At 37.8% G+C, this 24,565-nt stretch carries 21 protein-coding genes; 6 read left to right on the plus strand and 15 right to left on the minus strand.

Going from position 1 to position 24,565, the window contains the following annotated elements; genetic code table 11:
• Positions 1 to 22 precede the first annotated feature (22 nt).
• Entirely contained in the window at positions 23 to 1,006 is a 984-nt protein-coding gene (locus tag PLEUR7319_RS0120155) for a LysR family transcriptional regulator (RefSeq protein WP_051044445.1), read from the minus strand.
• Positions 1,007 to 1,241: 235 nt separating this feature from the next.
• Here PLEUR7319_RS0120155 and grxC point away from each other — a divergent pair, with 235 nt between their 5' ends.
• Positions 1,242 to 1,556: a glutaredoxin 3 gene (gene grxC, locus PLEUR7319_RS0120160; protein WP_019507039.1), complete on the plus strand. Its 315-nt coding sequence runs from the start codon at positions 1,242 to 1,244 to the stop codon at positions 1,554 to 1,556.
• 34 nt (positions 1,557 to 1,590) lie between these two features.
• Here grxC and PLEUR7319_RS0120165 read toward each other — a convergent pair whose 3' ends face one another.
• Complete coding sequence (locus PLEUR7319_RS0120165) at positions 1,591 to 2,295, minus strand: GDSL-type esterase/lipase family protein (protein WP_019507040.1); 705 nt, start codon at positions 2,293 to 2,295, stop codon at positions 1,591 to 1,593.
• A 226-nt stretch (positions 2,296 to 2,521) separates the two neighbouring features.
• Between PLEUR7319_RS0120165 and PLEUR7319_RS0120170 the strand changes: the two genes are divergently transcribed.
• From PLEUR7319_RS0120170 to PLEUR7319_RS0120180, 3 genes are all read left to right on the plus strand, one after another.
• Positions 2,522 to 2,749: a DNA-directed RNA polymerase subunit omega gene (locus tag PLEUR7319_RS0120170; RefSeq protein WP_019507041.1), complete on the plus strand. Its 228-nt coding sequence runs from the start codon at positions 2,522 to 2,524 to the stop codon at positions 2,747 to 2,749.
• 34 nt (positions 2,750 to 2,783) lie between these two features.
• On the plus strand, positions 2,784 to 3,149 hold the full coding sequence (locus PLEUR7319_RS0120175; protein WP_019507042.1) for a DUF1818 family protein: 366 nt from the start codon (positions 2,784 to 2,786) through the stop codon (positions 3,147 to 3,149).
• Between the two features lie 268 nt (positions 3,150 to 3,417).
• Positions 3,418 to 4,449, plus strand: coding sequence for a glycosyltransferase family A protein (locus PLEUR7319_RS0120180; RefSeq protein ID WP_019507043.1), 1,032 nt, complete (start codon positions 3,418 to 3,420; stop codon positions 4,447 to 4,449).
• 50 nt (positions 4,450 to 4,499) lie between these two features.
• On the opposite strand, the gene PLEUR7319_RS0120185 is transcribed toward PLEUR7319_RS0120180, so the two are convergent.
• The 6 genes from PLEUR7319_RS0120185 to PLEUR7319_RS0120210 form a co-directional block, all read right to left on the minus strand.
• Positions 4,500 to 5,372 carry a glycosyltransferase family 2 protein gene (locus PLEUR7319_RS0120185; protein WP_019507044.1) on the minus strand — a complete coding sequence of 291 codons (873 nt, stop codon included), beginning with the start codon at positions 5,370 to 5,372 and terminating at the stop codon, positions 4,500 to 4,502.
• Positions 5,373 to 5,378: 6 nt separating this feature from the next.
• Positions 5,379 to 6,887 (minus strand): lipopolysaccharide biosynthesis protein, encoded by a 1,509-nt coding sequence (locus PLEUR7319_RS0120190; protein ID WP_019507045.1) that lies wholly within the window; start codon positions 6,885 to 6,887, stop codon positions 5,379 to 5,381.
• 8 nt (positions 6,888 to 6,895) lie between these two features.
• Complete coding sequence (locus PLEUR7319_RS36170; RefSeq protein ID WP_019507046.1) at positions 6,896 to 7,891, minus strand: sulfotransferase domain-containing protein; 996 nt, start codon at positions 7,889 to 7,891, stop codon at positions 6,896 to 6,898.
• 96 nt (positions 7,892 to 7,987) lie between these two features.
• Positions 7,988 to 9,214, minus strand: coding sequence for a glycosyltransferase family 4 protein (locus tag PLEUR7319_RS0120200; protein ID WP_019507047.1), 1,227 nt, complete (start codon positions 9,212 to 9,214; stop codon positions 7,988 to 7,990).
• 3 nt (positions 9,215 to 9,217) lie between these two features.
• Entirely contained in the window at positions 9,218 to 10,267 is a 1,050-nt protein-coding gene (locus PLEUR7319_RS0120205; RefSeq protein WP_019507048.1) for a glycosyltransferase family 2 protein, read from the minus strand.
• 70 nt (positions 10,268 to 10,337) lie between these two features.
• A complete protein-coding gene (locus PLEUR7319_RS0120210) occupies positions 10,338 to 11,795 on the minus strand; it encodes an NAD(P)/FAD-dependent oxidoreductase (protein WP_019507049.1) in 1,458 nt (485 codons plus the stop codon).
• A gap of 779 nt (positions 11,796 to 12,574) precedes the next feature.
• Here PLEUR7319_RS0120210 and PLEUR7319_RS0120215 point away from each other — a divergent pair.
• On the plus strand, positions 12,575 to 14,170 hold the full coding sequence (locus PLEUR7319_RS0120215) for a glycosyltransferase family 39 protein (RefSeq protein WP_019507050.1): 1,596 nt from the start codon (positions 12,575 to 12,577) through the stop codon (positions 14,168 to 14,170).
• 117 nt (positions 14,171 to 14,287) lie between these two features.
• On the opposite strand, the gene PLEUR7319_RS0120220 is transcribed toward PLEUR7319_RS0120215, so the two are convergent.
• The 5 genes from PLEUR7319_RS0120220 to PLEUR7319_RS0120245 all read right to left on the minus strand — a co-directional run bounded on the left by PLEUR7319_RS0120220 (position 14,288) and on the right by PLEUR7319_RS0120245 (position 21,884).
• Positions 14,288 to 15,187 carry a homogentisate phytyltransferase gene (locus PLEUR7319_RS0120220; RefSeq protein WP_019507051.1) on the minus strand — a complete coding sequence of 300 codons (900 nt, stop codon included), beginning with the start codon at positions 15,185 to 15,187 and terminating at the stop codon, positions 14,288 to 14,290.
• A 410-nt stretch (positions 15,188 to 15,597) separates the two neighbouring features.
• Positions 15,598 to 16,683 (minus strand): undecaprenyldiphospho-muramoylpentapeptide beta-N-acetylglucosaminyltransferase, encoded by a 1,086-nt coding sequence (gene murG, locus PLEUR7319_RS0120230; protein WP_019507053.1) that lies wholly within the window; start codon positions 16,681 to 16,683, stop codon positions 15,598 to 15,600.
• A 141-nt stretch (positions 16,684 to 16,824) separates the two neighbouring features.
• The gene (locus tag PLEUR7319_RS0120235) at positions 16,825 to 19,425 is read right to left on the minus strand and encodes a polysaccharide biosynthesis tyrosine autokinase (RefSeq protein ID WP_019507054.1); all 2,601 of its coding nucleotides are present in this window, start codon (positions 19,423 to 19,425) and stop codon (positions 16,825 to 16,827) included.
• Positions 19,426 to 19,554: 129 nt separating this feature from the next.
• Positions 19,555 to 20,688, minus strand: a complete 1,134-nt coding sequence (locus tag PLEUR7319_RS0120240; protein WP_036799050.1) for a DegT/DnrJ/EryC1/StrS aminotransferase family protein — start codon at positions 20,686 to 20,688, stop codon at positions 19,555 to 19,557.
• Between the two features lie 98 nt (positions 20,689 to 20,786).
• Positions 20,787 to 21,884, minus strand: a complete 1,098-nt coding sequence (locus PLEUR7319_RS0120245) for a glycosyltransferase family 4 protein (protein ID WP_019507056.1) — start codon at positions 21,882 to 21,884, stop codon at positions 20,787 to 20,789.
• Between the two features lie 237 nt (positions 21,885 to 22,121).
• Here PLEUR7319_RS0120245 and PLEUR7319_RS0120250 point away from each other — a divergent pair, with 237 nt between their 5' ends.
• Entirely contained in the window at positions 22,122 to 23,102 is a 981-nt protein-coding gene (locus PLEUR7319_RS0120250; RefSeq protein WP_019507057.1) for an ABC transporter ATP-binding protein, read from the plus strand.
• Positions 23,103 to 23,192: 90 nt separating this feature from the next.
• Here the strand turns inward: PLEUR7319_RS0120250 and PLEUR7319_RS0120255 are convergent, their stop codons facing one another.
• Positions 23,193 to 23,555 (minus strand): DUF1815 family protein, encoded by a 363-nt coding sequence (locus tag PLEUR7319_RS0120255; RefSeq protein ID WP_019507058.1) that lies wholly within the window; start codon positions 23,553 to 23,555, stop codon positions 23,193 to 23,195.
• Positions 23,556 to 23,694: 139 nt separating this feature from the next.
• Positions 23,695 to 24,468, minus strand: coding sequence for a hypothetical protein (locus tag PLEUR7319_RS0120260; protein ID WP_019507059.1), 774 nt, complete (start codon positions 24,466 to 24,468; stop codon positions 23,695 to 23,697).
• Positions 24,469 to 24,565: the final 97 nt, after the last annotated feature.

The raw sequence follows: 24,565 nt of genomic DNA on the forward strand, positions 1-24,565 counted from the left end.
ATGTTAAGTACAGAATATCGATTTAGGTGATCAAAGAGCGCTCCGCTGTAAGACCACTCAGATTAGTTTTACCGTTAGTCAATTTGGCGAGAATACTAGATTCTGGAAATGGAATTTTCGGACTTTCAGTTAATAAATAGTCTAAAAAAGTTTCAGCTATAACTGAGAGTTTTTTTCCTGCTAAGTATGATACGTACCAACGACGCTTGATTGGAAAATGTTGAAAGTCTAAGATGGTTAATTCCCCTGATATTCCTTCCGAAATTAGGCAGTGTTCTGACAAAATTGAAATACCTAACCCTCCGGCGATCGCTTGTTTGATGGCTTCGTTACTGCCTAGCTCTAGTTTGACCTTTACTGATATTTTGTGCTTGTCAAATAATTCTAGAATTGCCTCTCTTGTCCCCGAACCATACTCCCTCATAATAAAGGGACGATCATTTAAATGTTTTAGTTCAAGATTCTGCTGCTGTGCCAAGGGATGATCTTTTTTAGCTACTACTACCAAAGGATTATCTAAAAATGATTTACTCTTCAAATCCATATCTTTGTGAGGATTACTAACTATATATAGATCATCTCTATTTTCTGACATTCTTTGCTGAATTTCTTGATGATTAGTGACTTTCAAAGCAACATCAATCCCTGGATAGAGTTGACAAAAAGAGCCTAGTAACCTGGGGACAAAATATTTTGCCGTAGTAATTACAGCTAGTTTCAACTGCCCCTGTTTAGTTCCTTTCAAGTCAGCCACTTTCATCTCAAAGTTACTCAACTTTTCAAAGATATCCTGGCAAGTTTCCAGCAAATCTTCCCCAGCGTCAGTTAAATACAAACTTTTACCAATTTGTTCCAATAATGGCAGCCCTACTGCCTTAGTTAATTGTTTAACTTGACTAGAAACAGTTGGTTGAGTGATCAACAATTCTTCGGCTGCACGGGTAAAACTACCATTTCGTGCCACTGTCTCAAATACCTTTAATTGATGCAGAGTTGCTTGTATCAAAAGTTACTTCTCCTTGTTTTTTCTCTAATTACTAATCTAATCATACACAAAAATCAATGATTATAAAAGAAATCATAATTTAAAGTATATGATAGGTGACTAAAAAAAATGTTATACATTTTTGTACAATGACTTTGATAGCTTGGAAAAAGCAGATAAATAGGTGAGTTCGGAATTCACAAGAAGCTAGACTTACCGCTATCTACAAGGTTCAATATTACTCAAACTTTAAATCATGTTTGATTTTTTCAACTCAATACTTAATCGACATCCAGAACGGAATAAAGCTAACGTAGAGATATATACTTGGATGACTTGCCCTTTTTGTATTCGTGCCAAATTGCTTTTATGGTGGAAAGGGGTGAATTTCACTGAGTATAAAATAGATGGGAACGAAACAGCCCGTAATAATATGGCACAAAGAGCCAACGGCAAAAGAACAGTTCCGCAAATTTTCCTCAATGATCGTCATTTAGGAGGCTGTGACGATCTTTACGATCTAGATGCCAGAAACGAGTTAGATCCTCTATTAGCCCAGTCACCCAACTGAACAGACCAAGGATCTTGGTTTCCATGCTGCGATACTAGTTTGATTCCCACGCCATAATATCTGCCAACAAGGTTTGATATCCACTAACGTTTGGATGTAAGCCATCCTCTCCTAGCTGGGTTTTGAGCCAGTCTTCTCCTCTAGATAGCCATAGATCAAAGATATCTAAATAGGGAATATTACGCTGCTGACAAGCCTGTAAAGTTGCTTCTTTGTAACGATATTGATCGAGGTGATTATAGTAAAGACAATTCATAAAGGGCATTTTGTCTCGATCAACTGGTGTCATGCCAATAAACAGTACTGGACAGAGATTTTGAGCAACATTTAGTAAATGGGCGATCTGTAATCTAAAATCTTCCAAGTTAGTGTATGGTTTTCCTTCTGGCTTACCTACACGAGATGAATCGTTCACGCCAACAGAAAGCAGGATTAAATCTGGTAAACGGTTGCGTAATTCACCACGACAACTAAATTCTTGTTCTAGACGCTGAGAAACTTGGGCTACGCGATCACCCCTGACTCCCAAATTATAGAGAACGTGACCTCCACCCTGGGGAGACATCCACTGACGGCGTAATCTTTCTACCCATCCGCCACCAACAAAATCTCCATAACCATAAATTAAACTATCTCCCAAAGCAACTACTTTCAAAGGTTGCTGACGTTTTAGCTTTTCTTGTAAGATGCCATTGTTACTGGTACTTAAAGTAGAATTGGCTGAAAAAATAGCTTGCATAAAGAGTAATTAATTTAAAAATCAGAATATCTTATAAAGCACAAATTAACATTTAGAAACAATAGTACACAATTATCGTGGCAAATTAAAAGTAGAGTATAGCTGATCCCCTATTTGATGGCGAATTAGGAATAATTTATATCAATTGTTAAACTGGATATATTAGTTAGCGGTTGTGACTGCACCTAGTCAATAATTTAGTTTAAAGGGTATCCCTATTAATTTAATGCAAAGAAAAAGTTCTTTTAACTCCTCTCAAATTATGTTTCGTTCCGAAGAACTAGTGAGTGCGGCTTCTAATCGTTACCGCATTACTGTTCAGGTTGCTAATCGTGCTAAACGCCGTCGTTATGAAGAACTAGAAAACTTTGACGATCCCACCATGAAACCGGTAATTCGTGCCATTATCGAAATGTCTGACGAATTAACTCAACCAGAAATTATTGGGGACTAGTATTGCTGAACGAAAGTCAGAATTAAAATAATCATTGGAACAATTTGTAAAAAGTGGGGATGGTTGGCGTGTTGGCTGGAGTCCCCACCATTCAAAATACCAAGGTTTAGTTGGTGCCAACGATTGGGCAATCGAGTTAACTCAAGCTGAACTGCTCGATTTTTGTCGCCTACTCAATCAGCTAGTAGCAACTATGAGTCAGATGGCGACTGAATTAATGGACGAGGAGAAAATTAGCTGTGAAGCTGAAACTGATTTGCTGTGGTTAGAAGTGGAAGGCTATCCTCACTCCTATTCACTGCGTTTAATTATTCACTGCGATCGCCGCTGTGAAGGAAATTGGTCTGAGGGTATAGCTCCCAACTTAGTTGAAGCAATAAATTCATTAGAGTTAGGTTAGACATCTTTAAGTAGCTCCACCTAATAAAACGTCTAATAGAACAGTAAAAAAATTGAAGATGATTCTCCCTAATCTCTAACCCCTATCACCTAACCCCGATCTTAACCATTCCATGTTTAATAAAGTGGATTTACTTAACTGTCTGTAATTAATTTAGATTGAGATTTTACTCACATTTTCCTCAATTTAATACCACGAAGAACTAATTTTGCACTCAAACATACAACAGGAATTGCTATCAATTCAAATCTCAACCCAAATAAATTAAATGTGTATCAATAAACCTCCATTAATATCGGTTGTTATTCCTGTATACAATGGGGGGTATCCATTTGTTTACTGTTTATTAGCCATATCGCGGACAGAATTTTCAGACTGGGAGTTAATTGTGGTAGATGATGGCTCTACGGATGAGTCAGCAGCAATTGCTCGGAAATTCGAAGCGAAAGTATTACAAACCAATGGTAGGCAAGGACCGGGCAAAGCGCGGAATCTTGGTGCTGAAGCGGCGCAAGGGGATTATTTATGTTTTATTGATGCAGATTGTGAAGTGTGTGATGATGCAATCGCTCAATTAGCTCATATACTTAAGTCGCGATCTCCAATAGATGCTCTATTTGGTTCCTATGATGATGCTCCCAAAGCAACTAATTTTGTGGCTCAATACAAAAATTTAATGCATCACTATGTTCATCAACAAGGTAACGAAGATGCCTCAACTTTTTGGGCAGGTTTCGGCGTAGTCAAGCGCAGTGTTTTTTTAGATTTAGGTGGATTTAATACAAAACTTTATCCTCGTCCCAGTATTGAAGATATAGAACTAGGATATCGTCTTAAACAAGCTGGATTTGATATTTATTTAGCTAAAGATTTACAAGTAAAACATCATAAAGCATGGAACTTATTTGGTTTAGTTAAAACTGATGTTTTTGATCGCGGTATTCCATGGACAAAACTGTTACTTGCCAATAAATCGAACATTATTAACGACCTCAATCTAAAAACTAGTAACCGCGTTAGTGTAATTGCTACCTACAGTTTAATTCTTTGTTTGTTAGGAGCCTTGTTTAAGTTAACAGCAATTATTCCTGGTTTATTAATAGCAATTTTGCTACTATATCTTAACTGGGATGTATATCATTTCTTCTATAATAAGCGGGGAATTGTATTCACAGCTAAAGTCATTCCTATGCACTGGCTTTATTATCTTTATTCTGGATTATCCTTGGCATTAGGGACTTTATCGCTCATCACTGACTTACTAGCTCAAAAGAACAAAGGTTTGATTTCAGAAGAATAGGGATTAAACCCAAGGCAAATGGTAGAGCAAGCTACATAAGATAAATTTTCTCATTTTACCTTTTCCCAAAAAAATCCCGCAACATTAGCTACCTGAGAGAGAAAAAATAAACCTGATATCAAAATTTTGGGTTGTTCTGATGGCTGAGTAAAAGGATAGAAGAGCAAATTAAAGTAAAAAGATAATGGTTCAACTTCAAGCTGTTTAGATTGTCTTTGAGAATGCAACTGATGAAAGCAAAATGCTCCTCTGCCGTAACCAAAATGCTGCCTCCAAAATGAAGCTAAACTCAGCTGATGATAATGGTTTACCTGAGCTTCGGGAACATACAACATGGGAAATTGACTATTCCAGCGATCGCAGAAATCTCGGTCTTCGGCAGCAGCAAGCGGAAACGATACATCAAATCCATTTAATGCTTTAAAATTAGCTGCAGGCGTAGCAATATTATTAGAAGCAAAAAAAGCATCCTTGCCTCTAGCTGAATTGTAATATTCATAGAGATAATCAATTAGCTTTTGCGAAGCAGTGGAGAAAAGGTTATTGTCTAAAGCATTAATCGTCTTACCGCCGATCATAGCATCTGGATTTTTTTTAAAGCCTTCTGCAAATCGCTCTAGCCAATCTGGGTTAGGCTGACAGTCATCGTCAGTAAAAGCTAAAAATTCTCCTTGGGCTAATTCTGCACCTTTGTTTCTCGCAGTAGCAGGACCAGCATTGTTTTGACGCAATAATTTAATATTTAGATTATCTTTAAAAGGTATAATTACATCATCTAGAGGTGTTTCACTACCATCATCCACCACAATAACTTCAAAATGATCGCCAGGATAGTCTAAAAGAGCGATCGCCTTTAAGCAACTTACCAATCTTTCAGGACGATTATAGGTAGGAATAATAATTGAAAAAAACAGTTTATTCATGAATAACTACTTAGAAGTTTCAATACTTTTAATTATTTCTAATGTCGAGGCTATACCGTCTGGCAATAGTAACCAAAAGGCAACATAGTAAAATCCATAGGTAATAGATTTAGCAAAGAAATCTAAAAATAGACTATCGCTATAGCTACTTAACCAACCTGTACTAAAATACAGACAGACAGCTGCCAAAATTGAGGCAATTAGTGGTCGCCACACTGCACCGATAAAATCTTGCCAGCCAAGAGGGGAAAATTTAAGACAGTAGCTAACTGCAGGGTAAGTTAACAAGCAAGTCCCTGTTAGGTAGCCGATTGCTACACCTAAAGCTCCCCATTGCGCGCCAATAACTACGGCAGTAATCATTACAGGAGTATGGATCAATGCCCAACGAAATTGTCTTTGAGTTTGACCGGTAGAAACATAAAACCATTTAGTAACGCGGTACATACTGACAACGTATACTGCTACTGCTAACAATCTAAATAGAGGTACCGCTTCAAGCCATTGTTCCCCTAGCAGCAGTAAAATAATGCTATGGGCTTCAACAAAGGAAAAAGCTAAGGCGGGCATACAAAAGGCAAAAATAGGCATCAACCCCTGACGAGAATATGATCTATATAGATCGTGGTTGTGCTGTACGCGACTTAGGCTGGAAACTGCCACATCAAACATAGGAAAGTAAACTTGTTCAAAGGGAAAGTATGCCCATTTGTACGCTACGCTATATAAACCTAGGGCATTTGCACCACTAACATAACCAATCAAGATGCGATCAAGGTGCATACCAATTCGAGTTAAAAAACGAAAGCCCGTTAAATGTTTACCATAGCTCATCGTTGAATCTAGTTCTATATTTAATTTATCGTCTTTAATATATTTACTTGGTCGCCAGTCACAAACACACCATTGAGCGATACTTTGAGTTACCTGCATCACTGATAATTGCAACACTAACGCCCAATATCCCCAGCCGATTTTAGCAGCAGTGATCGCAACTATAGAACTCAAAATTAGCGAGATCAATTCAATAATAGTTATTGTTCCAAACCGCATCTGCCTCTTTAATAAAGCTTTGTGCTGAAAAGCCAAACAAACACTAAACGCCCCCACCGCTAGTCCTAAAATCATACCTGTAAGTCTCTTCTCATAATAAAACCAGGCAATTACGGGAGCTAGCAAAGCAGTTATACCAATGAGTACACTATTAATTTTCAGCGATCGCCAAAAAATTGCACTGGCTTGTTGCCGATCTAAATAATCTTTTTGTATTACTGCTGTTTCAAGACCAAAGTTGCTTAGGCTATCTACCAGCAAAAATAGTGGAGTAATCATAGCTAACAGTCCAAAATCCTCAGGAGTTAGCAAGCGAGCTAAAATTGCAGTTGAGCCAATGCCCAAAATTAATTTTAAGGGTTGAGACGCGAAAGTAATCAAGCCAGACTGAATTGATTTCTGTTTGAGATTAGCAGATAGTTCGTCGGTATTAAAATGCTGCTGACAAGGTTTCTGGCTCATGTACTTCTCTATGCCTTAATAGAGCGTTTAATTTTGCCGAACGACCAATCTTTAGCTAAGTTGGCTTTCGCTGAAATACTACGCTGACTATTAATAAAATTATAAAAACGCTGTAGGTGGTCTAAAGGGGAACGTTCAGAAGTTGCGATCGCATAATCTAATACTTTTTGGTCGATCTTTTGAGGTAAATCGGGAATATTTCTGGTCGTTAAAGAATAACCCAATAAATCCAACATTGGCGCTGCTACTTTGGCTACTCGTTCTTGTTGGCGAGCGCTTAGTTTATCCTGCCATTGACCCGAACTCCCTTTACGTAGGTGTTTGGGACTTTGCTGCTTCATGGTTTCAAAAGCAACATTGCGTTTGATTCTCGCGATCGCTTCTGAGGATAATTCTATTTCCAAATAAACTAATAATTTTTCTAATTCCCTATCAAATGAATGTAGCAACCGTTCATAAAAAATAGGATAAATGTTTAATTCTGTTTGGTATTTTAAATATCCGCCTACGTGCTGCACCCATTGGCGGGTCATTTCTTCAAGTCGGTTGACTAAATAAGTTTCGGAATTTTGTTCGTAGTGGGGCGAACCATTTTTAAGTTTGTGTTCGGTAAAGGCAAATTTAGAATAGGAAATAGCTACGTCGCGAGGGTCACGAATAACGTAAACAATTTTATTAAATTTGGGTAAAATAGATTTTGTTAAAGGATTTAAAGACGAATGAGTCCATACTTGGCTACACTGCTCAATATAACTATCTATGTCGGTAATTTCTTCTCGGAAAACACTACTAATACGACAGTAACAGCGTCCTTTTTCAATCGTTAAAAAATCCATTGAACTCTGTCCCGCAAAGCTTAACTGCCAATTCTTAGCTTGTTCTTGAATAGGGTGCTGTTGAATATAGCTGCGATGTTCTTTCCTTGTTTTTAACAGAATATTGCGAATAATATTGTAAAGCCAATAATTTCCGCTTTTGGGAACTCCTGCCTGTAAGATAGTCATTGCATTAAACACTTATCATTAATATGCTCGATAAAGGGAAGAAGATAGAGAAAATGAGCGATAAATTATAGATAGTCAAGCCTGCTGCTAAGTTTTCTAAAACATTGTTGATTTATGAACAATTATTGGAGAAGTAGTATACCTAGCTTGAAGGCGATTGTAAATCTCTAAAAACCTTTGGTTGCGAGCCTGTTCGCTAAAATTATTAATAGCGCGAGCATGTCCTGCGTTGCCCATTTTGGCTGCTAACTGACGATCTGATAATAAGGAAATCAGATTTGTTGCCCAAGATTCCACATCCTCTGGAGAGGAGATCAAAAACCCCGTTTCGCAATCGACTACAATTTCTGGTTGCGCTCCTACTGCCGAGGCTATTACCGCTGTACCACGCATCATGGCTTCAGTGGTAACATTGCCAAAAGGCTCAGCCCACTGAGAGGGGACTGCCTGTACCCAAGCACCTGCAAAATGCCGTTCCATTTCCGATTGGGGTAAATAACCCAACCAAGTCACCGCATCCACAATACCCAAATCTCGGCTCAAAGTCTGTAGCTTATTTTTCTCTGCACCATCACCAGCAATCATAAGTTTGGCTTGAGGTACTTGTACCATAGCTTTAGCAAAAGCTTTTAAGAGAATATCTACGCCCTTTTCGGTTACTAAGCGTCCTGCATATACTACCGTGGGAATTAAGTTTAAGGGTAATCGCTCTTCCCTAACTGGTACGCCGTTATAAACTACTTCCACCGGTTTAATTCCCGCCTCTTCTAGCTTAGTTTTCATACCCTGACTTAAGGCTACTACCACATCAAAAGCATCCCGCCAATATGACCAAAGTTTATGCTGTACCATCAATACTGCCCAAGACTGAGTAGTAAGACAGCCGTTACGTAAACATACTGTTCCAGGGCTACTGTAGCAATCACTACCATTAGGTAAGACTTTAGTTCCTGCGGGACAAATTGCTTTATAAACAGCAGTTTGATAGATGCAGGGAATATCTTTAAGCAGGGTTAAAATTGTTGGCGACATTTGCCACATAAACATTCTGACGTGGACTACATCGGGTCGAAATTCCTGCAAAATCTGGCGTAGTTTGAAATAAGCACTAGGATTAATCGTCTGAGATAAAACCTGTATCAAAGTATTAGTGCCAAAACAGCTATAGTCTGCTATGAATTTACTATCTTTTACTGGTGTGGCTAAGCTAGAAAACAACCTGACATCGTGACCCGAATCGCGAAAACCCTGACGCAAGGAAAACATCTGTAATTCTGCCCCTCCCGTAGCCGTGCCGATGTCATGAATTAGAAGAATTTTCATAGGTCAACTACGAACTAGTTCTCTAACATCCATTTGTTGGGCGGGAAAGTTGTTTCGTCTTTGTAGATGGGCTTGTTCGTGTCGGGAGGTTAGATAGTGATTGAGAGTTTTTTCTACTGGTGCGAGTAAACCAAACATCACTAGTTTTTTAAGGAGACGATTGTCAATTCCTAATGTTAGTTTATCAACTATGGGAGATAAGATCGTATCCCTACGTCGCCAACCTAACGCTTTGTGCTTTTGTGTGAAATAACTGTCTTCAGCTAAATTCCACTTTTCGCGCATTCGCTGCAAACTTTTAGTTTCCCAATTATCGCTCCAGCGAAGCATATAATAATGTAAATCGCTCCATTCTAAAGGAACTGCGGGAACATAAGTCACTAAACTATCAGGCTCAAAATAAACCTTATAACCTGCTTCCATCACGTCCATACAAAAATCAATATGCTCTTTAGTATTGAGCATCAATTCGTCAAAATAGCCCAATTCCTCGAAAATACTAGTTTTAACTAACATACAGTGAAACTCGCATAGTTCGGTTTCGCAACGCTGCATTTGCGATCGCCATTTCTTAGTCGCATGACCCTGCTTGTACATTTTTTCTCGCATCCGCCTTCTACCTTTAACATCGACAACAATACGAGATTCTCCACCAGCACAATGAATTTCTTCGTGTATTGGTTCGTGCTGACACATCAAAGGTCCAACCACCGCTGCCTTGGGGTCGCTTTCGGCACAATCTACCAATGCTTTCAACCAGCCAGGCTGCACCACAATATCGTTATCCGCAAAGACTACATATTTAGTATCTACCTTAGCCAAACCCAAATTACGCGCCTGATTGGGATAAAGATAATAATTGGTTCTAATCAACTCAAACTCTTTGTGTTTTGCTTGAGCTTCTAGATAGTCTTTAACTGGTTGAGGAGAATTACCGTCTACATAGACGAGCTTAAAGGGAAATTTAGTATTTTGATAAATACTGGTCAATGATTGATGAGTATAGCTAAAACGTTCGCGAGGAACGACAACTATCGTAACTAAAGGATTCATTAGCTTTAATCTCCATTTGATTTAATTAGCTAAATTCAATTGAGCTAACGACATTTTAATTAGATATAGCTTAATTAGATACAGCGATCGCTTCTTGATTAAGGTTAGAGTAAGCTTCCTTGCTATCGGTAAACTCTTCATGATAAGAGCGTTCGACGTTCACATTCCAAATATCATGTTGTTCGCCCAGAATATTTTTCGCTGCTAATAGACCAGTTAACATTGAGTGGTCGCTGTTATTATAGCGGTGCATACCATTACGACCTATTGTTTGTAAATTCTCAAATTTCTGAATGTATTCTTGAATTACTGTTACGTTTTGACGATACTCGTCGTCATAGACTGGGTAGGCTTTATATTGGCGTATTACCGTACCATCTCCGATCTTGACTTCTGGATCTACCAGCCCCAACGCTTTGACCTCACCGCTGGCGAGTTCAACTAATTCTGCATCAGACATCTGCCATAATTTATCCCCTTCATTGCAGAAGTATTCCATTCCCAAACAGGTTTTACTTTGGTCGGGAACCATGGCTTTACTCCAGTTTTTAAAGTTTTGGATTCTGCCTACCTGAAACTTAGAACTGTGAATATAAATCCAGTTATCGGGAAATAATTCTGCTTGATCTACTACCAAAGATACGATCAAGAAGTCGCGATATTTAAGGTTGTTAGCCGCTTTTAATATTTCTGCTGGTGGGGCAGGATTCATTTTTTTCAGCAGCAAAGATACGGGCATACTAGAAACAAAGTTATCACCTTTTACTTTACTAGTTTCACCATTTTGCCTAATAACAACACTATTAATTTTATAGCTATCTTTTTCTATTTCCACTACTTCCGTATTGAGATGTACGGGCGAACCTTTACTATTCAATTTTTGTTGAAAACGCTCCCACATTTGCCCCGGTCCATAGATGGGATAGTTAAATTCCTTGATTAACGTTTTGGTATTATTGCCACCAAATAAAGCATTAGTTATCACTTTTTTAAGAGACAACCCTTTGATGCGCTGAGCAGCCCAATCTGCCCTAATTTCTGTACAGGGTATACCCCAGACTTTTTCTGTATAGGTTTTAAAAAAAGTTTCATATAAACGTTTGCCAAAGCGATTAGAAACCCATTGCTCAAAGTTTTCTTCTATAGGATTGGGTTTAACTTGAGCCTTGAAGTAGCTCCACATAATTAGAACGCTATTTATTAAACCCAAATTAGATAGAGCATTACGAGGTTCTAAGGGATAACTGAAGAATCTATTTTTATAATAAATTCTCGACATACGAGGCACTTTGATAAATTCTTCTCCCATCACTTCTTGCCAAAGGGCCTCTACTTCACCAACTTTTGTGAAGAACCGATGTCCGCCAATATCAAAACGATAGCCTTTATAAGTTTCAGTACGAGATATGCCTCCTACCCGATCTGCTTTTTCAAATACTACTGACTTTTGACCGTGTTTGCTCAGTTCATAAGCCGCAGTAAGACCAGCAGGTCCACCACCAATTACAATCGTCGAAGTAAAGTTCATGTATTTTGACCTTGGATGTTTTTATATGTCTATGTCTTGGTGTTACTCTAGAGGTTGTCTGAAAAGTATTTGATTATGTCAGTCTATTGGACACGAGGTAGATTATAGTGACTCCTCGAATCATAGTTTTAAAAGTTACGGGTATGACTTCATATATTATTGCCGTAATATTTCAATCAAATTAAACTCCGGTAAGCAACTTAGTAAAACAAAAACTTCAACATTTCTTTACTATTAATAGTTTAATTTTAAACATAAGCTCAATATTTTTTTAAGAGTTTTAAGAAATACTTAAATAAATAACGCATCAGTATTTGGCTTGTAGTAATTATACTATTGCGTCTAAGTGTTTTTACTATTATCGACAATTATAATTTCAATTTTTCTTTCTATAACTTAGATTGTGATAGCTTCATAGAAGCTTCATAAATTAACCACTTTTATCTTCAAATATGAAGTAAATGTAAAAAATGTACTAAGCAAATAACCATTTGCAATTTCTAATACTATTTTTAAAACACGGAGCAAATCTATTTTTGAATCTATATTTAAGATCGAATTGTCATTTGGTATTTAAAATTATTGTATATATATTTTCAAAAATGTCTCTAAGTATACATTTATAGTACGTTAGTTTAAATTTTTTTTGGATATAACTATCAATTGAGTGTCAAATTAGAGTCTAAAATATAAAATTTTCGATAAATAAGCTGGCAATTTTACAAAATAAAATAAATAAATTTGGGTTTACTTTTTAATATCTATACAGACAATAAACTATGAAAATGGCTCGTCAAATAGCTGTAATAGCATTATTGTGGCTTATTTTTGTCAATCCAGGCATTATGACTAGTATTGATACCATTCGTAGGTTGAGTATGTCTCATGCCTGGTGGACTGGAACAGAAGAAGGCTTTCCTGGTAACAAAATAGTTATTAGTGTTAACGATAAAAAATATATTCCCTACGATCTGGGGCAATCGATACTAATGCTTCCAGGGGATTGGTTGGGAGAACAATTAGGGCAGAGTATTAAAAATGAATTGATACGAGAACATTTTCGAGGGGCAATTGTAAGCTTTTTAATTTTTGTACCCCTTAATCTTTTAGCAGTTCTTACTTGCTTTCGATTTCTCCGTCTTTTGAACTATTCAGAAAAAGTGTCAGGATTATCTAGCTTGGTTTGGTTAATTGGAACTAGTATCTTGTTTTATTCTAGTTTTCATCAACAAAATAATCAAATACTTTTGTTTGTTTTACTTAGTTATCAAGCTGCTTTGATGTATCTTATTAAGAACAAAAAATATTGGGCGATACTAAGCGGTGTTGCTTTAGGCTTTACTTTTATCATCAGAATCACTAATATTATCTATGTCGCTAGTATTTTGCTGTTTTTAATTGGATGCAATTTAAGCCGAGAAAAAACCAGATCGTTATCAGTAAGTTTTCGTCCTATACTTTTATGGATGAGCGGCTTTGTTCCTTTCTTATTATTAGAAAGAATACTAACTTATATTCGTTATGGTAGTTGGACGGCAACAACTGTATCGTTACACTTGCAGATTTATAATAAGGCAGGTGAGTTGATTAACTCTACAGATACAGTTGTTGAAGGAACTACTAAAAGTTTTCCGTTTTTAAAATTACTAACTAAAGTTAAACCAGAAGCTTTATTCGCGCCATTTTTCTCACCTGAGAAGAGTATTTTTATCTATGACCCTTTGGTATTACCCTGTTTAATTTTATTGGTAATTTGCTGGAAATACTTATCTAAATATATTAGATGGTATGTGATTGCAGCAACAGTTGGATTTTTACTTCATCTATATATCTATTCTTGGAGTCTTGGATGGATCGATCAAGGTGCATGGGGAGCAAGATATCATATCACTTCTATTCATTTACTCTTAGTTCCCTTAATTCCTCTATTAATTCAAGGTGCAATCGAACAAATTGCTCAACGTAAAAATTTATTTAAGAAGATATTAATTTTAGGTGCTAGAGCTATCGTAGTGTTGGCTATTTGTATTCAGTTTTCTTCAATTGCTATTGATGGTGTTGTAGAAGCATATCAACAGCGGTTAGGAATTGGTTCTTCATTACGCATAGTACAGCGATTTAAAAATATTTCAGAAATATTGAATGGTTCATCGATAAAAACAGATGTGAATATTACATCGCTAGAAGATTCTACTGAGACTATTGCTTTACAAGAAAAAATTGAAAGTAGATCTCGATGGAATATTTTGCCTTTTCTATATCAAAAAAAATTAGCAAAATCTCCACTAAACAAAATAATTCCTATCTTGATAGCGATTTGGGGATTAATCTTACTCGCTGCAATTGTTGCTACTATCAGAATATTTGTAGTTTAATTGCATGAATATTGACTTACACCTCGCGGAGCGAGATCGCGAAACTCCTGAATAATTGGATATCGCTGTATTTGTTGGTTTTTTGAGAAGGCGATCGCTAAATTTTGCTGAGTAATGTCAGATAAAACAAGCGATAGGAAATAGTAAATACTCCAAAAAGAAAAGTTTCCAAATGAACTGATAAAAATCGGCGATCGCGCTTTTTTCTTCTAGATCCACATAGCGACTACGCCACCATAATAACCCTAGTAGCACTACATGACTGGCAATAAAAAAGCCAACATTAAGGGAAGTTAGCCAAAAGAAACCAGCAATAATCATCCCAAAATAGCAAATAGTAATCACCCACCGAGAGAGATTAAATACAGCTAGCTTGCCGATCACAATAGTAAAGGTCTTGATATTATATTTTTTATCTCCCTCCAGATCGGGAACATCTTTAAAAATGGCGATCGCCACCGTAAACAATAAAATAAATAGAGTCAATGTCCAAACATAGGGGTTTAAGGCTTCTCTGCCATTCAATTTATCTCCATAGTGGAGAAACAGCCCGATATTAACGATAATTCCTCGTACCGTAAGGATACAAAAAGCAGCCCAAAAAGGAAATTGTTTTAAACGTATCGGTGGCAAAGAGTAAGCTGTACCAATAAACAAGCTAATAGCCACGGTGGCAAATAACCAGTTTCCTGATAGCCCAGCAATTAGCAAAGCGAAGATACCTGTAACACCTACAATTAATCGTCCTTGTTGGGGCGTAAATGCTCCCGAAGCAAGAGGAAGATTAGGCTTATTGATGCGGTCAATCTCAATATCGCAGAGTTGATTTAAACCAACAATATATACATTGCCACAGACACAGGCTAACCAAACTGCCAGCATTTGTTCTAAATTTATCAGGGTAAGATCATTGCCTGTGGTAGCAATAGAAATTAAGTAAAGTGCCAAGACACTTAAACTAGTGCCAATAATTGTATGGGGGCGAGAAAATTTCCAGAAACTAGATAGTCTGGTCATAAATTAAGATCTTTGAATAAAGCTTAGTTGAATATAGCGCGATTAGCAGCTTAAAATGTCTGAATCTTGAATTTAGTTAACAGCTAAGAAATAGATTTGCTCGTTTAATCTTGTTTTACCTTAAAAAGCTTTAAGCTCTAAGCCTTAAGCTTTAAGCTCTAAAGTTTACGCTTGGTAAACGGCTAACAGTGAGACAGTTCGTTGGCGGTGAAGCAGGGCGTTGGCGGGGTTCCCCCGCTTGAAGGAACTGTCGAGGGCGGGGGTTTCCCCCATGAACAACTTCATCAAGAAGAAACTGTCGAACCCGAAGGGCTTATAGCTATCGGGTTTAATGCCCCCAGCAAACGAAGTTTGGTGGTCTACAATTAGGAGAGGTTAAAGCCTCTTATAATTGGCTTACAGCTTACAGCTTACAGCTTATAGCTGCGGCTCTGCCGCTTTACTAGGTCACGAATAATAGCAGCCAATCTTTCTGCACTATCGGTAATAGCTAGAGCCTTGGCTTTGTTAGCCATCTCTTGTAATTGTTCAGGCGATCGCAACCATTGGCATACTTGTTCAGTAAGTATTTCGGCAGTTAGTACTGATTGTTGATAAACTACAGCAGCACCAGCGTCACCAAATTCTTGGGCATTATAGGTTTGATGATCTTCTGCAGCATAGGGATAGGGAATTAAAACTGCGGGAGTACCTGTAAAAGCTAATTCAGTTAATGTACCGGCCCCAGCACGGCTGATTGCTAGATTTGCTCTTTGTAATAATCCCGCCATATTGTCGTAGAAGGGCATCGAAATATATTGTGGATGTTTTAAGCTATCTGCTTCAGGATCGTTTTTGCCAGTAAGATGAACAATATATGCACCCATATCTAACCAAGTGTTAGCAGCTTTTCTAACTAGTTGATTGACTGCTACTGCTCCTTGAGAGCCACCGACAACTAAGATTACTATGGCATCCTCAGGAAGATCTAAATCTAAGGACTGGAGAGTGAGAAACTGAGGGCGAACAGGAGTACTAACATGAATTGTCTTAGCTTGAGGAAGATATTGAGCTGTTCCTGCACAACCCAAGGCTACGATATTACACCAACGACTAAGGAAACGGGTAACTTTACCAGGGATATAGTTAGATTCATGAATTACTGCCGGTATTTTTTGCAGACGTGCTGCTAAGATAGCAGGCGCAGCAATATATCCCCCCGTAGTAAATACAGCATTGATTTGATGTTCTTTGAGCAGTTTTTGAGTTTGAAAAATGGAGCCAATAAAGCCAGAGATAATTTTGAGGGTTTTAAAACTCAGGCGTTGCTGAAATCCTTCTACAGCAATGGTGTTTAAGGGATAATCATCTGGTACCAGGCTGGTTTCTAAACGGTTAGCAGTTCCCAACCATTCAATCTCATACTCAGGTAACTGTTGAGCTAGAGCGATCGCCGGAAATAAATGTCCCCCAGTACCACTAGCTGCTATTAGTAGACGAGCCGAAGACGATGCCACAAATATTAACTCCCAATTCTACTTTCAATAATGAACGTAGCTAAATATTAACTGCTAATTAGGATTAAAAAATGCAAGGGCAAGAAAATCGTCACTACTTACCCTTTTACTCATTCGTACACCTAGGCTCATTGTTAGCTTTTAATATACAGAGGCAGCATTTTGTCTACTGTCTAAAACTTGTTGATATTGATAAAGCATTTGGCGACGTTTTTCCAGATTTCTTCTCTGACCAACCAACGTTTCATCAAGCATTCTTTTTATTTCTTGCTCTTGTTTCAATTGATTTTCTAGATAAAACAGCTCATTTTCAGTCGCAAGATTAGCTTTTCTTTGCAGCTTTTTCACTTTTTGACGTTGTGCCAGCAGTTCTTCTTCTTGTTCCTTCACCATTCGGGTTAAATCTGCCAAGTCTCGTTGTAAATTGAACACCATTGACTCCAGTTTTTCAATAGGAGCTATTTGAAGTTGCTGTTCATCTAAATCTGTAGCCAGCTTATTTTTCTTTGACTCTCTTGATAGAGAAGATATGGTTTCCCACAATTCTTCTTTAGAGGAAGAACCTGGCAATTGTTTGGGAATCAAATTACCTCGCTGTTCTTCAAGAACATGATAATAAGAGTGGGAGTCAAACTGGGGATTGACACCATTAAAGATAACTCCCAACATATTGAGTCCAGATTGATCCAAAATTTCTTTAGTAAATCTAGCTTGTCCTTTTTCTACAGAACCTGGTCTAACCACTAATAAAACTCCGTCAGCTGTACGTCCAATAATAGGAGCATCAGCAGTGAAATCCAACGCAGGAGTATCAAGAATAACGAAGTCATAACGTTCTGTCCAATAATCCATCAGCATTCTCATTCTTTGAGAATCAAGAAGGGCAGCAGGAGATGGAGCAATAACCCCAGAAGTTAGCAAGTCAAGATTGGGCATAACTTTTTCAGTAACCGTTCTCGGGTCTATCTGTTCAGCAATAACATTACTCAGACCATTGTTGTTATAAATATCCCAGATACGATGTTGAATTGGGCTATGCAGGTTCGCGTCAACCAAGAGAACTTTATTCCCTACCTGAGCCATTGCCGCCGCTAAGTTGGCTGCAACTGTAGATTTACCCTCTTGAGAGCTAGAACTAGTAACTACAACACTTTTAATTGTTGCATCAGAGTTCAAAAACTGAATATTTGACTGTAACATCCGATAAGACTCACTCTGAGGCAAGGATGGATATCCCCCAACCACTAACCTAGGAATTAGCTGATCTTGCTCAGATTCTGGAGGAAGGCTAGATAGCTTTGATTTATCAAGACTAGGAATTACACCCAACGAATCATAGCCAAATAGCTGCCGAGCTTCTTCAACGGTTTTAATTGATTTGTCAGTAATCTCCAAGAGATAAATTATCCCTGCTGCTGCTAAAAGTGCCAGAGAACCAGAAGCTAAATAACCAACCGCACGAGAAGAAACTGGTTTATTGGGAATAACTGCATTGGAAATCACCCTAACATTACCGGGATCTTGACTTTCAGCAATTCTAACGGTCTGCAGCTGTTGCCACAAAATGTCATAAGTTGATTCAAATGATTTTACTTGTCTTTCTAGCAGCCGCAGTTTTTGCTCTATTTGAGGTACTTGTTTGATTTTTACCCGACGGTTTTGTTCGGTTTCAGTTAGACTATCAATCTGTTTCTGAAGACCAATATTGTTGGCTTCTAGCTTAATTAATTCACTGGTAAGCTCCTGTTGAATCATGCCAGATTTGCTGTTCTTCAATAGTTCTTTTGCCTGTTCTCCCCCAACGGATTGAGTTTGTTGATCTAGCAGTTTTTCTAAAGAACCGATTTGTTCTTTTAATTCGATTACGTTGGGACTATTGGCAGTGTAGCGTGCTTGAGCCGTCGCTAACTCTGATTCTGCTTGTTGAAGTTTAGCTATTGTTTCTCTAATTTCAGGCGACTGGCTAATCGTATTTAAAATTACCGCCTGCTCTGAATTTAATCCCAGTTTATCCTTTAAGTAATTAGCTTGAGATCTAGCATTATTTATTTGTCCCTTAGCTTTAGCTATTTCTGACTGTACTTCTTGTATGGAATCAATTAAAGCTTTAGTGTCTTCATCAGGAGAAACGAACTCATTTGACTCTTTTAACTGGCGAATTTCAGCTTCGGTTCTTTGCAGAGCATCTTCTACTTTAGGTAATTGTTCTTCTAAAAATTCCCTAGCAGAAACTGCCTCGGCTCGGTTAACTACGGTGTTATTCTCCAAATAATTTCTCACCAAAGTATTAACTACTTTCGCTGCTTCCTCAGGATTTTTGCTAGCAAATGAAACCTGTAAAATATCTGTGCCTGGTATGGAACCAACTTTAAGCTTGTTCTGAAATGCTGAAACACTTATTCGCTCACCCTCTTCATTTTTAAGTTCAATTTCAGGATCACTGATGGTTTTTTTGATCAGGGGAACTGAGCGTAATACTTCAGCTTCAGTATCAATGGGATTGCCTTTATCAGCAACAGGTGAAAAAGCACCTAGAGCTCTACTTGATTCTGATAGGGAGGAACTAACGGTGCTTTCTTTAAACTTTAACTTAGCTTCCGCCTGATATATATTTTCTTTGAGGGAGGTGGCAACAACCCCCAAAGTTAATACGGACAAGAATACTACTGACCCAGGAAGCCAACGTCTTTTAACTATTTCCCAATACTGGTCAACACCTACAGAAGTTTGCGAAGGATACATAAAAAAATGCTATATTGAGCGAAGTTTATTTAATATATATTTAGAAAATGACTACATACGTAAATATGCTTAACATATAATAACTGAATAATTACTAACTTTAAACAAAGTTTTGATGAAGCTAGCAAGTCATTTAAACTTGTACACTTGTTTAATCTCAGAAATTACTCGTGCTAAATCTGCATCACTTAAGTTAGAACCAGAAGGTAGACACAAACCCTTTTGAAATAAATCTTCGGCCACCCCATTATTAATGCACTCGCAGTCAGCAAATACTGGTTGTAAATGCATTGGTTTCCAAACTGGTCTGGTTTCTATTTGTTTTGCTAGCAGTTGTAGACGTACTTGTTCTCGATCAATTCCCGCAATTTGGGGGTCAAAAGTTAAACAACTTAACCAACGAGTACTCACTCCGTAATTGGGCTCTGGCATAAATTGAATACCCGGTAAATCTCCCAGAGCTTCACGATAAATTTCAAAGTTTTTGCGGCGGGCAGCTACTCTTTCCTTTAATACTAATAATTGTCCCCGACCAATGCCAGCTGAGATATTACTCAATCGATAATTAAAGCCTATTTCGGTATGCTCATAATGGGGTTGAGGATCCCTTGCTTGAGTTGCCAGAAACTTAGCCTTGTCAATCAAGTTAAGATCATCAGAAACTAGCATTCCTCCACCAGAGGTAGTAATTATTTTATTGCCATTAAAGGAGAAAATACCTGCACGTCCCCATGTTCCCGGAGAAGTATTTTTATAGGTTGCTCCCAAGGCTTCAGCCGCATCTTCAATTACAGGAATCGAATAGCGATCGCAGATGGCTAAAATCGGTTCAAGATCGGCACTCTGACCATAGAGATGAACTAACAATACCGCTTTAGGTAGTTTTCCCTGTTTATCTCGTTTGGCTAAGGCATCTGCCAACAGGTTTGGATCCATGTTCCAGGAAAGGCGATCGCTATCGATAAATACTGGTTTGGCCCCCAAATAAGTTATGGGACTAGCACTAGCAATAAACGTAAAAGTCGAACAAAATACTTCATCCCCGGATTTAACCCCCACTAGCTTGAGAGCTAGATGTAAAGCTGCTGTACCTGAGGATAAAGCCGCAGAATATTTGGAGCCAACTACTTGAGAAAATTCTTGTTCAAAAGCATCTATATTAGGACCGACAGGGGCAACCCAATTAGTCTCAAAAGCTTCTTTAACAAATTCTAGTTCTTGCGCTCCCATGTGAGGAGTAGATAAAAGAATTGGCTGATTCACTGGTGTTTAAAAATATATTCTTTGTCAAAAAGGATAATTGTTGTATTACTTTAATACAAAAAGGACATTGATTTGATTTTAAAAGTAGTTATAGCCAACTAAGATTTTTGAGCTACAATTTCTTGGTAAACTGTCAAAGTTCTATCGTACATATGCTTGAATGTCAGTTCAGATTCATATTTCTGACGAGCTAATTTGCCCATACGACTTCTTTCTTGGTCATTATCAATCAAATATGACAGCTTTTGACGTAGTTTTTCGGTATCATTGCGAGGGATAACGTACCCTGTTTCATTGTCAATGACAATTTCTTTAACTCCGCCAACATCAGAAACTACCACGGGTAAACCAGCTCGCATCGCTTCGATAATCGTACAAGGTAAAGCTTCAAATTTTGAGATTAAGGTGAAAATTTGTACTTCTGCTAAAATTTTGGCTACGTCTTGACGAAAACCAAGGAACGCCACTTTTTTAGTTATTCCTAATTGTTCCACATGTTGACGAATTATTGGTAAATTAGGACCATCCCCGACTAAAATTAATTGTGCATCAAGATCTTGAACAGCCTTAATTAGAGTTGAGTGATCTTTTGGTTCGTCAAAACGTGCCACCATAGCGATTTTAATTGGATCAGATTTAGCAGGATTAGCCCTTAAGATGGGAACAACATCTTTCATGCCATTATGAACTGTTAGTAATTGCTGAGGATTCATACCTGCTGTAAATCCAATCTGGCGATCAAATTCGGAAACACAAATTACCTTTTCTGTTAGAGGTACCATTAGTCTTTCCAGCCAGCGAAAAATAGTACGACTGGGCTCTGGTATACCTGGAGTAAATGACCAGCCATGAGCAGTAAAAACACATGGAACTTTAGTAAGTTTGCTGGCAAGGCGACCTAATATTCCCGCTTTGCTGGAATGAGCCGCAATTAAATCTGGTTTGAATAGGTCAATTATGTGTAAGATGTATCGAAAGCTTTTGCCATCTGCAACTGGATTAATTTTTCTCTGTAGATACTCACAAGAAATTGACTCAATACCTGCTTGTCTTAGAATCTCATTATATATACCTTTTTGACCAGTGAGAACTAGAACTTTGTGTTGTTCTTCTTGTAAAGCAATGGCCAAATCTTGTACATGAACTTGAGCGCCCCCTATGGCGTCAGCTCTAGTAATTACAAATAGAATATTCATTTTTAACTGCGTAAAAAAATCGTGGGATAAAAGTTTGAGAAAACCGTCTAAATAGAATGATAAGTGAAAATACTTAGATAATATATATTTTTTTGATAAAGTAGCAATTTGACTGCCTAAAGTAGAATATTGACTCCTGTCGAATTTAGATAGCTAAAGTCGCAGTTAGATGATAAAAAATGGTTTATTTTGGGGAACTATGGAGTCATCAGTGTACTTTTGAAGAGACAGTTAACTATGGCTTTTTCGGCTTATTCATCAACTAACTATTCACCAGGAGATTGTGTGCCAGTGGTGCAAACTTGGAATCTGGGAAAAATTTACCGCACTGGCTTTTGGATGAATCAAAAGATAGAATCTCTGAAAAATTGTTCTCTCAGTATTTGTCGTGGAGAAACTTTTGGTCTATTAGGACCAAACGGAGCCGGAAAAACGACCCTCCTCAAAACTTTGCTAGGTATTACCCGTCCCACCACAGGGAGAGCTCTCATTTTTGGTAAATCCATTGGCGATCGCACTGTTAAGCAAAAGATTGGCTATTTGCCTGAAAATGCCTATCTCTATGATTTTTTAACTGCTTGGGAGTTTTTAGAATTTATTGCTGGGTTATTCCAAATTCCCCACGGCAAACAGCATAAACGGATTACTGAATTATTAGACTTGGTTGGGCTGGCTCGTTCCACTGCTCGCAAAAAGAAACTCAAGCAGTATTCTAAAGGGATGTTGCAAAGAGTGGGAATGGCACAAGCTCTAATTAACGATCCTGAAATTGTGTTTTTAGATGAACCCATGTCGGGACTCGATCCCATGGGTCGCTATCGAATGCGAGAAATTGTTTTATCTCTTAAACAAGAAGGCAAGACAATCTTTTTTAATTCCCATATACTATCTGATATCGAACAGATTTGCGATCGCATTGCTTTTTTAGCTTTGGGGGAATTAATTTGTCAGGGTTCTCTAGATGAATTACTGGGGACTAGCGATGCTTATCAGGCAACTGTTGCTGGAGGTAACTCCGAATCTTTAGCACCTTGGATGACTAATTTAACTGAGGAAAATAATCGTTGGCATGGTCAGCTCAAAGTTGAACCAAATCGGTTTATGACTCATCTTGATGATGTTGAGGCCAAGTTAGTCAGTCTAAAGTTAGCTAGACCTTCTTTGGAAGAGTTTTTCATGGAGCAACTACGAGCCAGAGGAATTGAAGTTAGTCGCTGAATAGTTATTTGGTCGAAAACCAGACTAAATGCCTAGACTAACTAACTAATTTAGGCATTTTAATGTAGATATTTTTCATCAAGATCTTAGTTACACACGCTCTTTAGCTTGAGAACTTTCTGAATGAATCGCTTCAGATTCAGAAGAGGGAGTCTGATATTTAATTAAATCCGCCAAATCTTGTAGTTGGTTAATTGCTTCGGCTCCTTCTAATTTCATTAGTTCCCGGTCATCTCTCATTTCCGTCCAGGTGATTCCATAGTCTGAAACTAAAAAACGGATTAGATGATCATCTCCCAAACTAACCATAAACGAAGCACTATTCATTTCACCACCACAAGTGTAGCAAGAGGCTAGATAACCTCTTCCTTCTAAGGCGATCGCCAATGCCTGAAGAGTCATCACTAAATTCTGTACAAATTGACGATGCTGTTGTGCAAGTCTAATAAACACTTTGTTCCTCCGAACACCTTTTCATATTGTAAACGGTTTTGTAATTTTTTATATTTTCTTAATATTTTTCTGGGCGCTTTCCTCTGGGTAGATGAATTGAGCAATTAATCATCAGTCTAATTAAGTTTAATCCAATTTTCTATTTTGACTCAGATTCAAGGGGTTCAGATTTTAAGACAATAGTACAGAGAGGAATTACGCTTTGATCTTCTAAAACAGCTTCTAAATTTAACTCGGGTGCAGATAATCCAGCAACTGTCAGAGAAAACTCAAAGCCACTTTGATTAGATGAGGGAATATCTGGATATCGTTGGATGACGACCGGGCGACGTAATTCAACAGGAGCCTCCAAAAGGGTTTGTGATTGATAAATGACTCTTAAGATCTTGGCGGGAGATTGTTTGCCTAATACCCAGCCTTTAACCATAATCGAGCCAGCGATCGCCATTGAATCTACTTTGGGCGTAAGAATTCCAAAGCCCCATAATGTATCAAAATTATTTTTAGGCAGAGTTTTTTGAATATCGACTACCTTAATTGGAGTTTTAATTTGCTGTAGCCAATTTTGCGATCTCGTTAATGCCTGTTGAGCTTGTTTGAATTGTGACTGTAACAGATTAAATGCTTTTTGTTGCTCAAATAATTCCTTTTTATAACGTTGCGCCTCAGCAGTATTTTTTTGCAATTTCAACTGAGTTTCTCCCAGTTCTACCTGAAAACCTTGATTAATTTGCAGAAGAGCCTGGGTCTGAGCCAACTCTTGCTGAGATTTTTCTAAATCAGTTCTCAAATTTTCTATTGTCGACTCCGCTTTTTTTAACTTGGCTTCAGCTTGTTGAGCTTGCTGTGCTTGTTGCTTGTATTTATCAAAATCTCCTTCAGAAAGCCAATTTGCTAGTTTTAGAAGCCTCAAATCTTTACTCCTTAAACAGTTTAGTAATATGAGCCAGTTAAATTTTAGCTCAAGATAATATTATTCTTGAGATTGACAGTACATCAGTTTACAGTAA

The organism is Pleurocapsa sp. PCC 7319 (genome assembly GCF_000332195.1).
Classification (GTDB): Bacteria; Cyanobacteriota; Cyanobacteriia; order Cyanobacteriales; family Xenococcaceae; genus Waterburya.

What these genes read in the sequence shown, in the direction of transcription:
- grxC (WP_019507039.1), top strand. Translation starts at nt 1,242, where the DNA reads ATGTTTGATTTTTTCAACTCAATACTTAATCGACATCCAGAACGGAAT.
- PLEUR7319_RS0120165 (WP_019507040.1), bottom strand. Translation starts at nt 2,295, where the DNA reads ATGCAAGCTATTTTTTCAGCCAATTCTACTTTAAGTACCAGTAACAAT.
- PLEUR7319_RS0120170 (WP_019507041.1), top strand. Translation starts at nt 2,522, where the DNA reads ATGCAAAGAAAAAGTTCTTTTAACTCCTCTCAAATTATGTTTCGTTCC.
- PLEUR7319_RS0120180 (WP_019507043.1), top strand. Translation starts at nt 3,418, where the DNA reads ATGTGTATCAATAAACCTCCATTAATATCGGTTGTTATTCCTGTATAC.
- PLEUR7319_RS0120185 (WP_019507044.1), bottom strand. Translation starts at nt 5,372, where the DNA reads ATGAATAAACTGTTTTTTTCAATTATTATTCCTACCTATAATCGTCCT.
- PLEUR7319_RS0120190 (WP_019507045.1), bottom strand. Translation starts at nt 6,887, where the DNA reads ATGAGCCAGAAACCTTGTCAGCAGCATTTTAATACCGACGAACTATCT.
- PLEUR7319_RS36170 (WP_019507046.1), bottom strand. Translation starts at nt 7,891, where the DNA reads ATGACTATCTTACAGGCAGGAGTTCCCAAAAGCGGAAATTATTGGCTT.
- PLEUR7319_RS0120200 (WP_019507047.1), bottom strand. Translation starts at nt 9,214, where the DNA reads ATGAAAATTCTTCTAATTCATGACATCGGCACGGCTACGGGAGGGGCA.
- PLEUR7319_RS0120205 (WP_019507048.1), bottom strand. Translation starts at nt 10,267, where the DNA reads ATGAATCCTTTAGTTACGATAGTTGTCGTTCCTCGCGAACGTTTTAGC.
- PLEUR7319_RS0120210 (WP_019507049.1), bottom strand. Translation starts at nt 11,795, where the DNA reads ATGAACTTTACTTCGACGATTGTAATTGGTGGTGGACCTGCTGGTCTT.
- PLEUR7319_RS0120215 (WP_019507050.1), top strand. Translation starts at nt 12,575, where the DNA reads ATGAAAATGGCTCGTCAAATAGCTGTAATAGCATTATTGTGGCTTATT.
- PLEUR7319_RS0120220 (WP_019507051.1), bottom strand. Translation starts at nt 15,187, where the DNA reads ATGACCAGACTATCTAGTTTCTGGAAATTTTCTCGCCCCCATACAATT.
- PLEUR7319_RS0120235 (WP_019507054.1), bottom strand. Translation starts at nt 19,425, where the DNA reads ATGTATCCTTCGCAAACTTCTGTAGGTGTTGACCAGTATTGGGAAATA.
- PLEUR7319_RS0120245 (WP_019507056.1), bottom strand. Translation starts at nt 21,884, where the DNA reads ATGAATATTCTATTTGTAATTACTAGAGCTGACGCCATAGGGGGCGCT.
- PLEUR7319_RS0120250 (WP_019507057.1), top strand. Translation starts at nt 22,122, where the DNA reads ATGGCTTTTTCGGCTTATTCATCAACTAACTATTCACCAGGAGATTGT.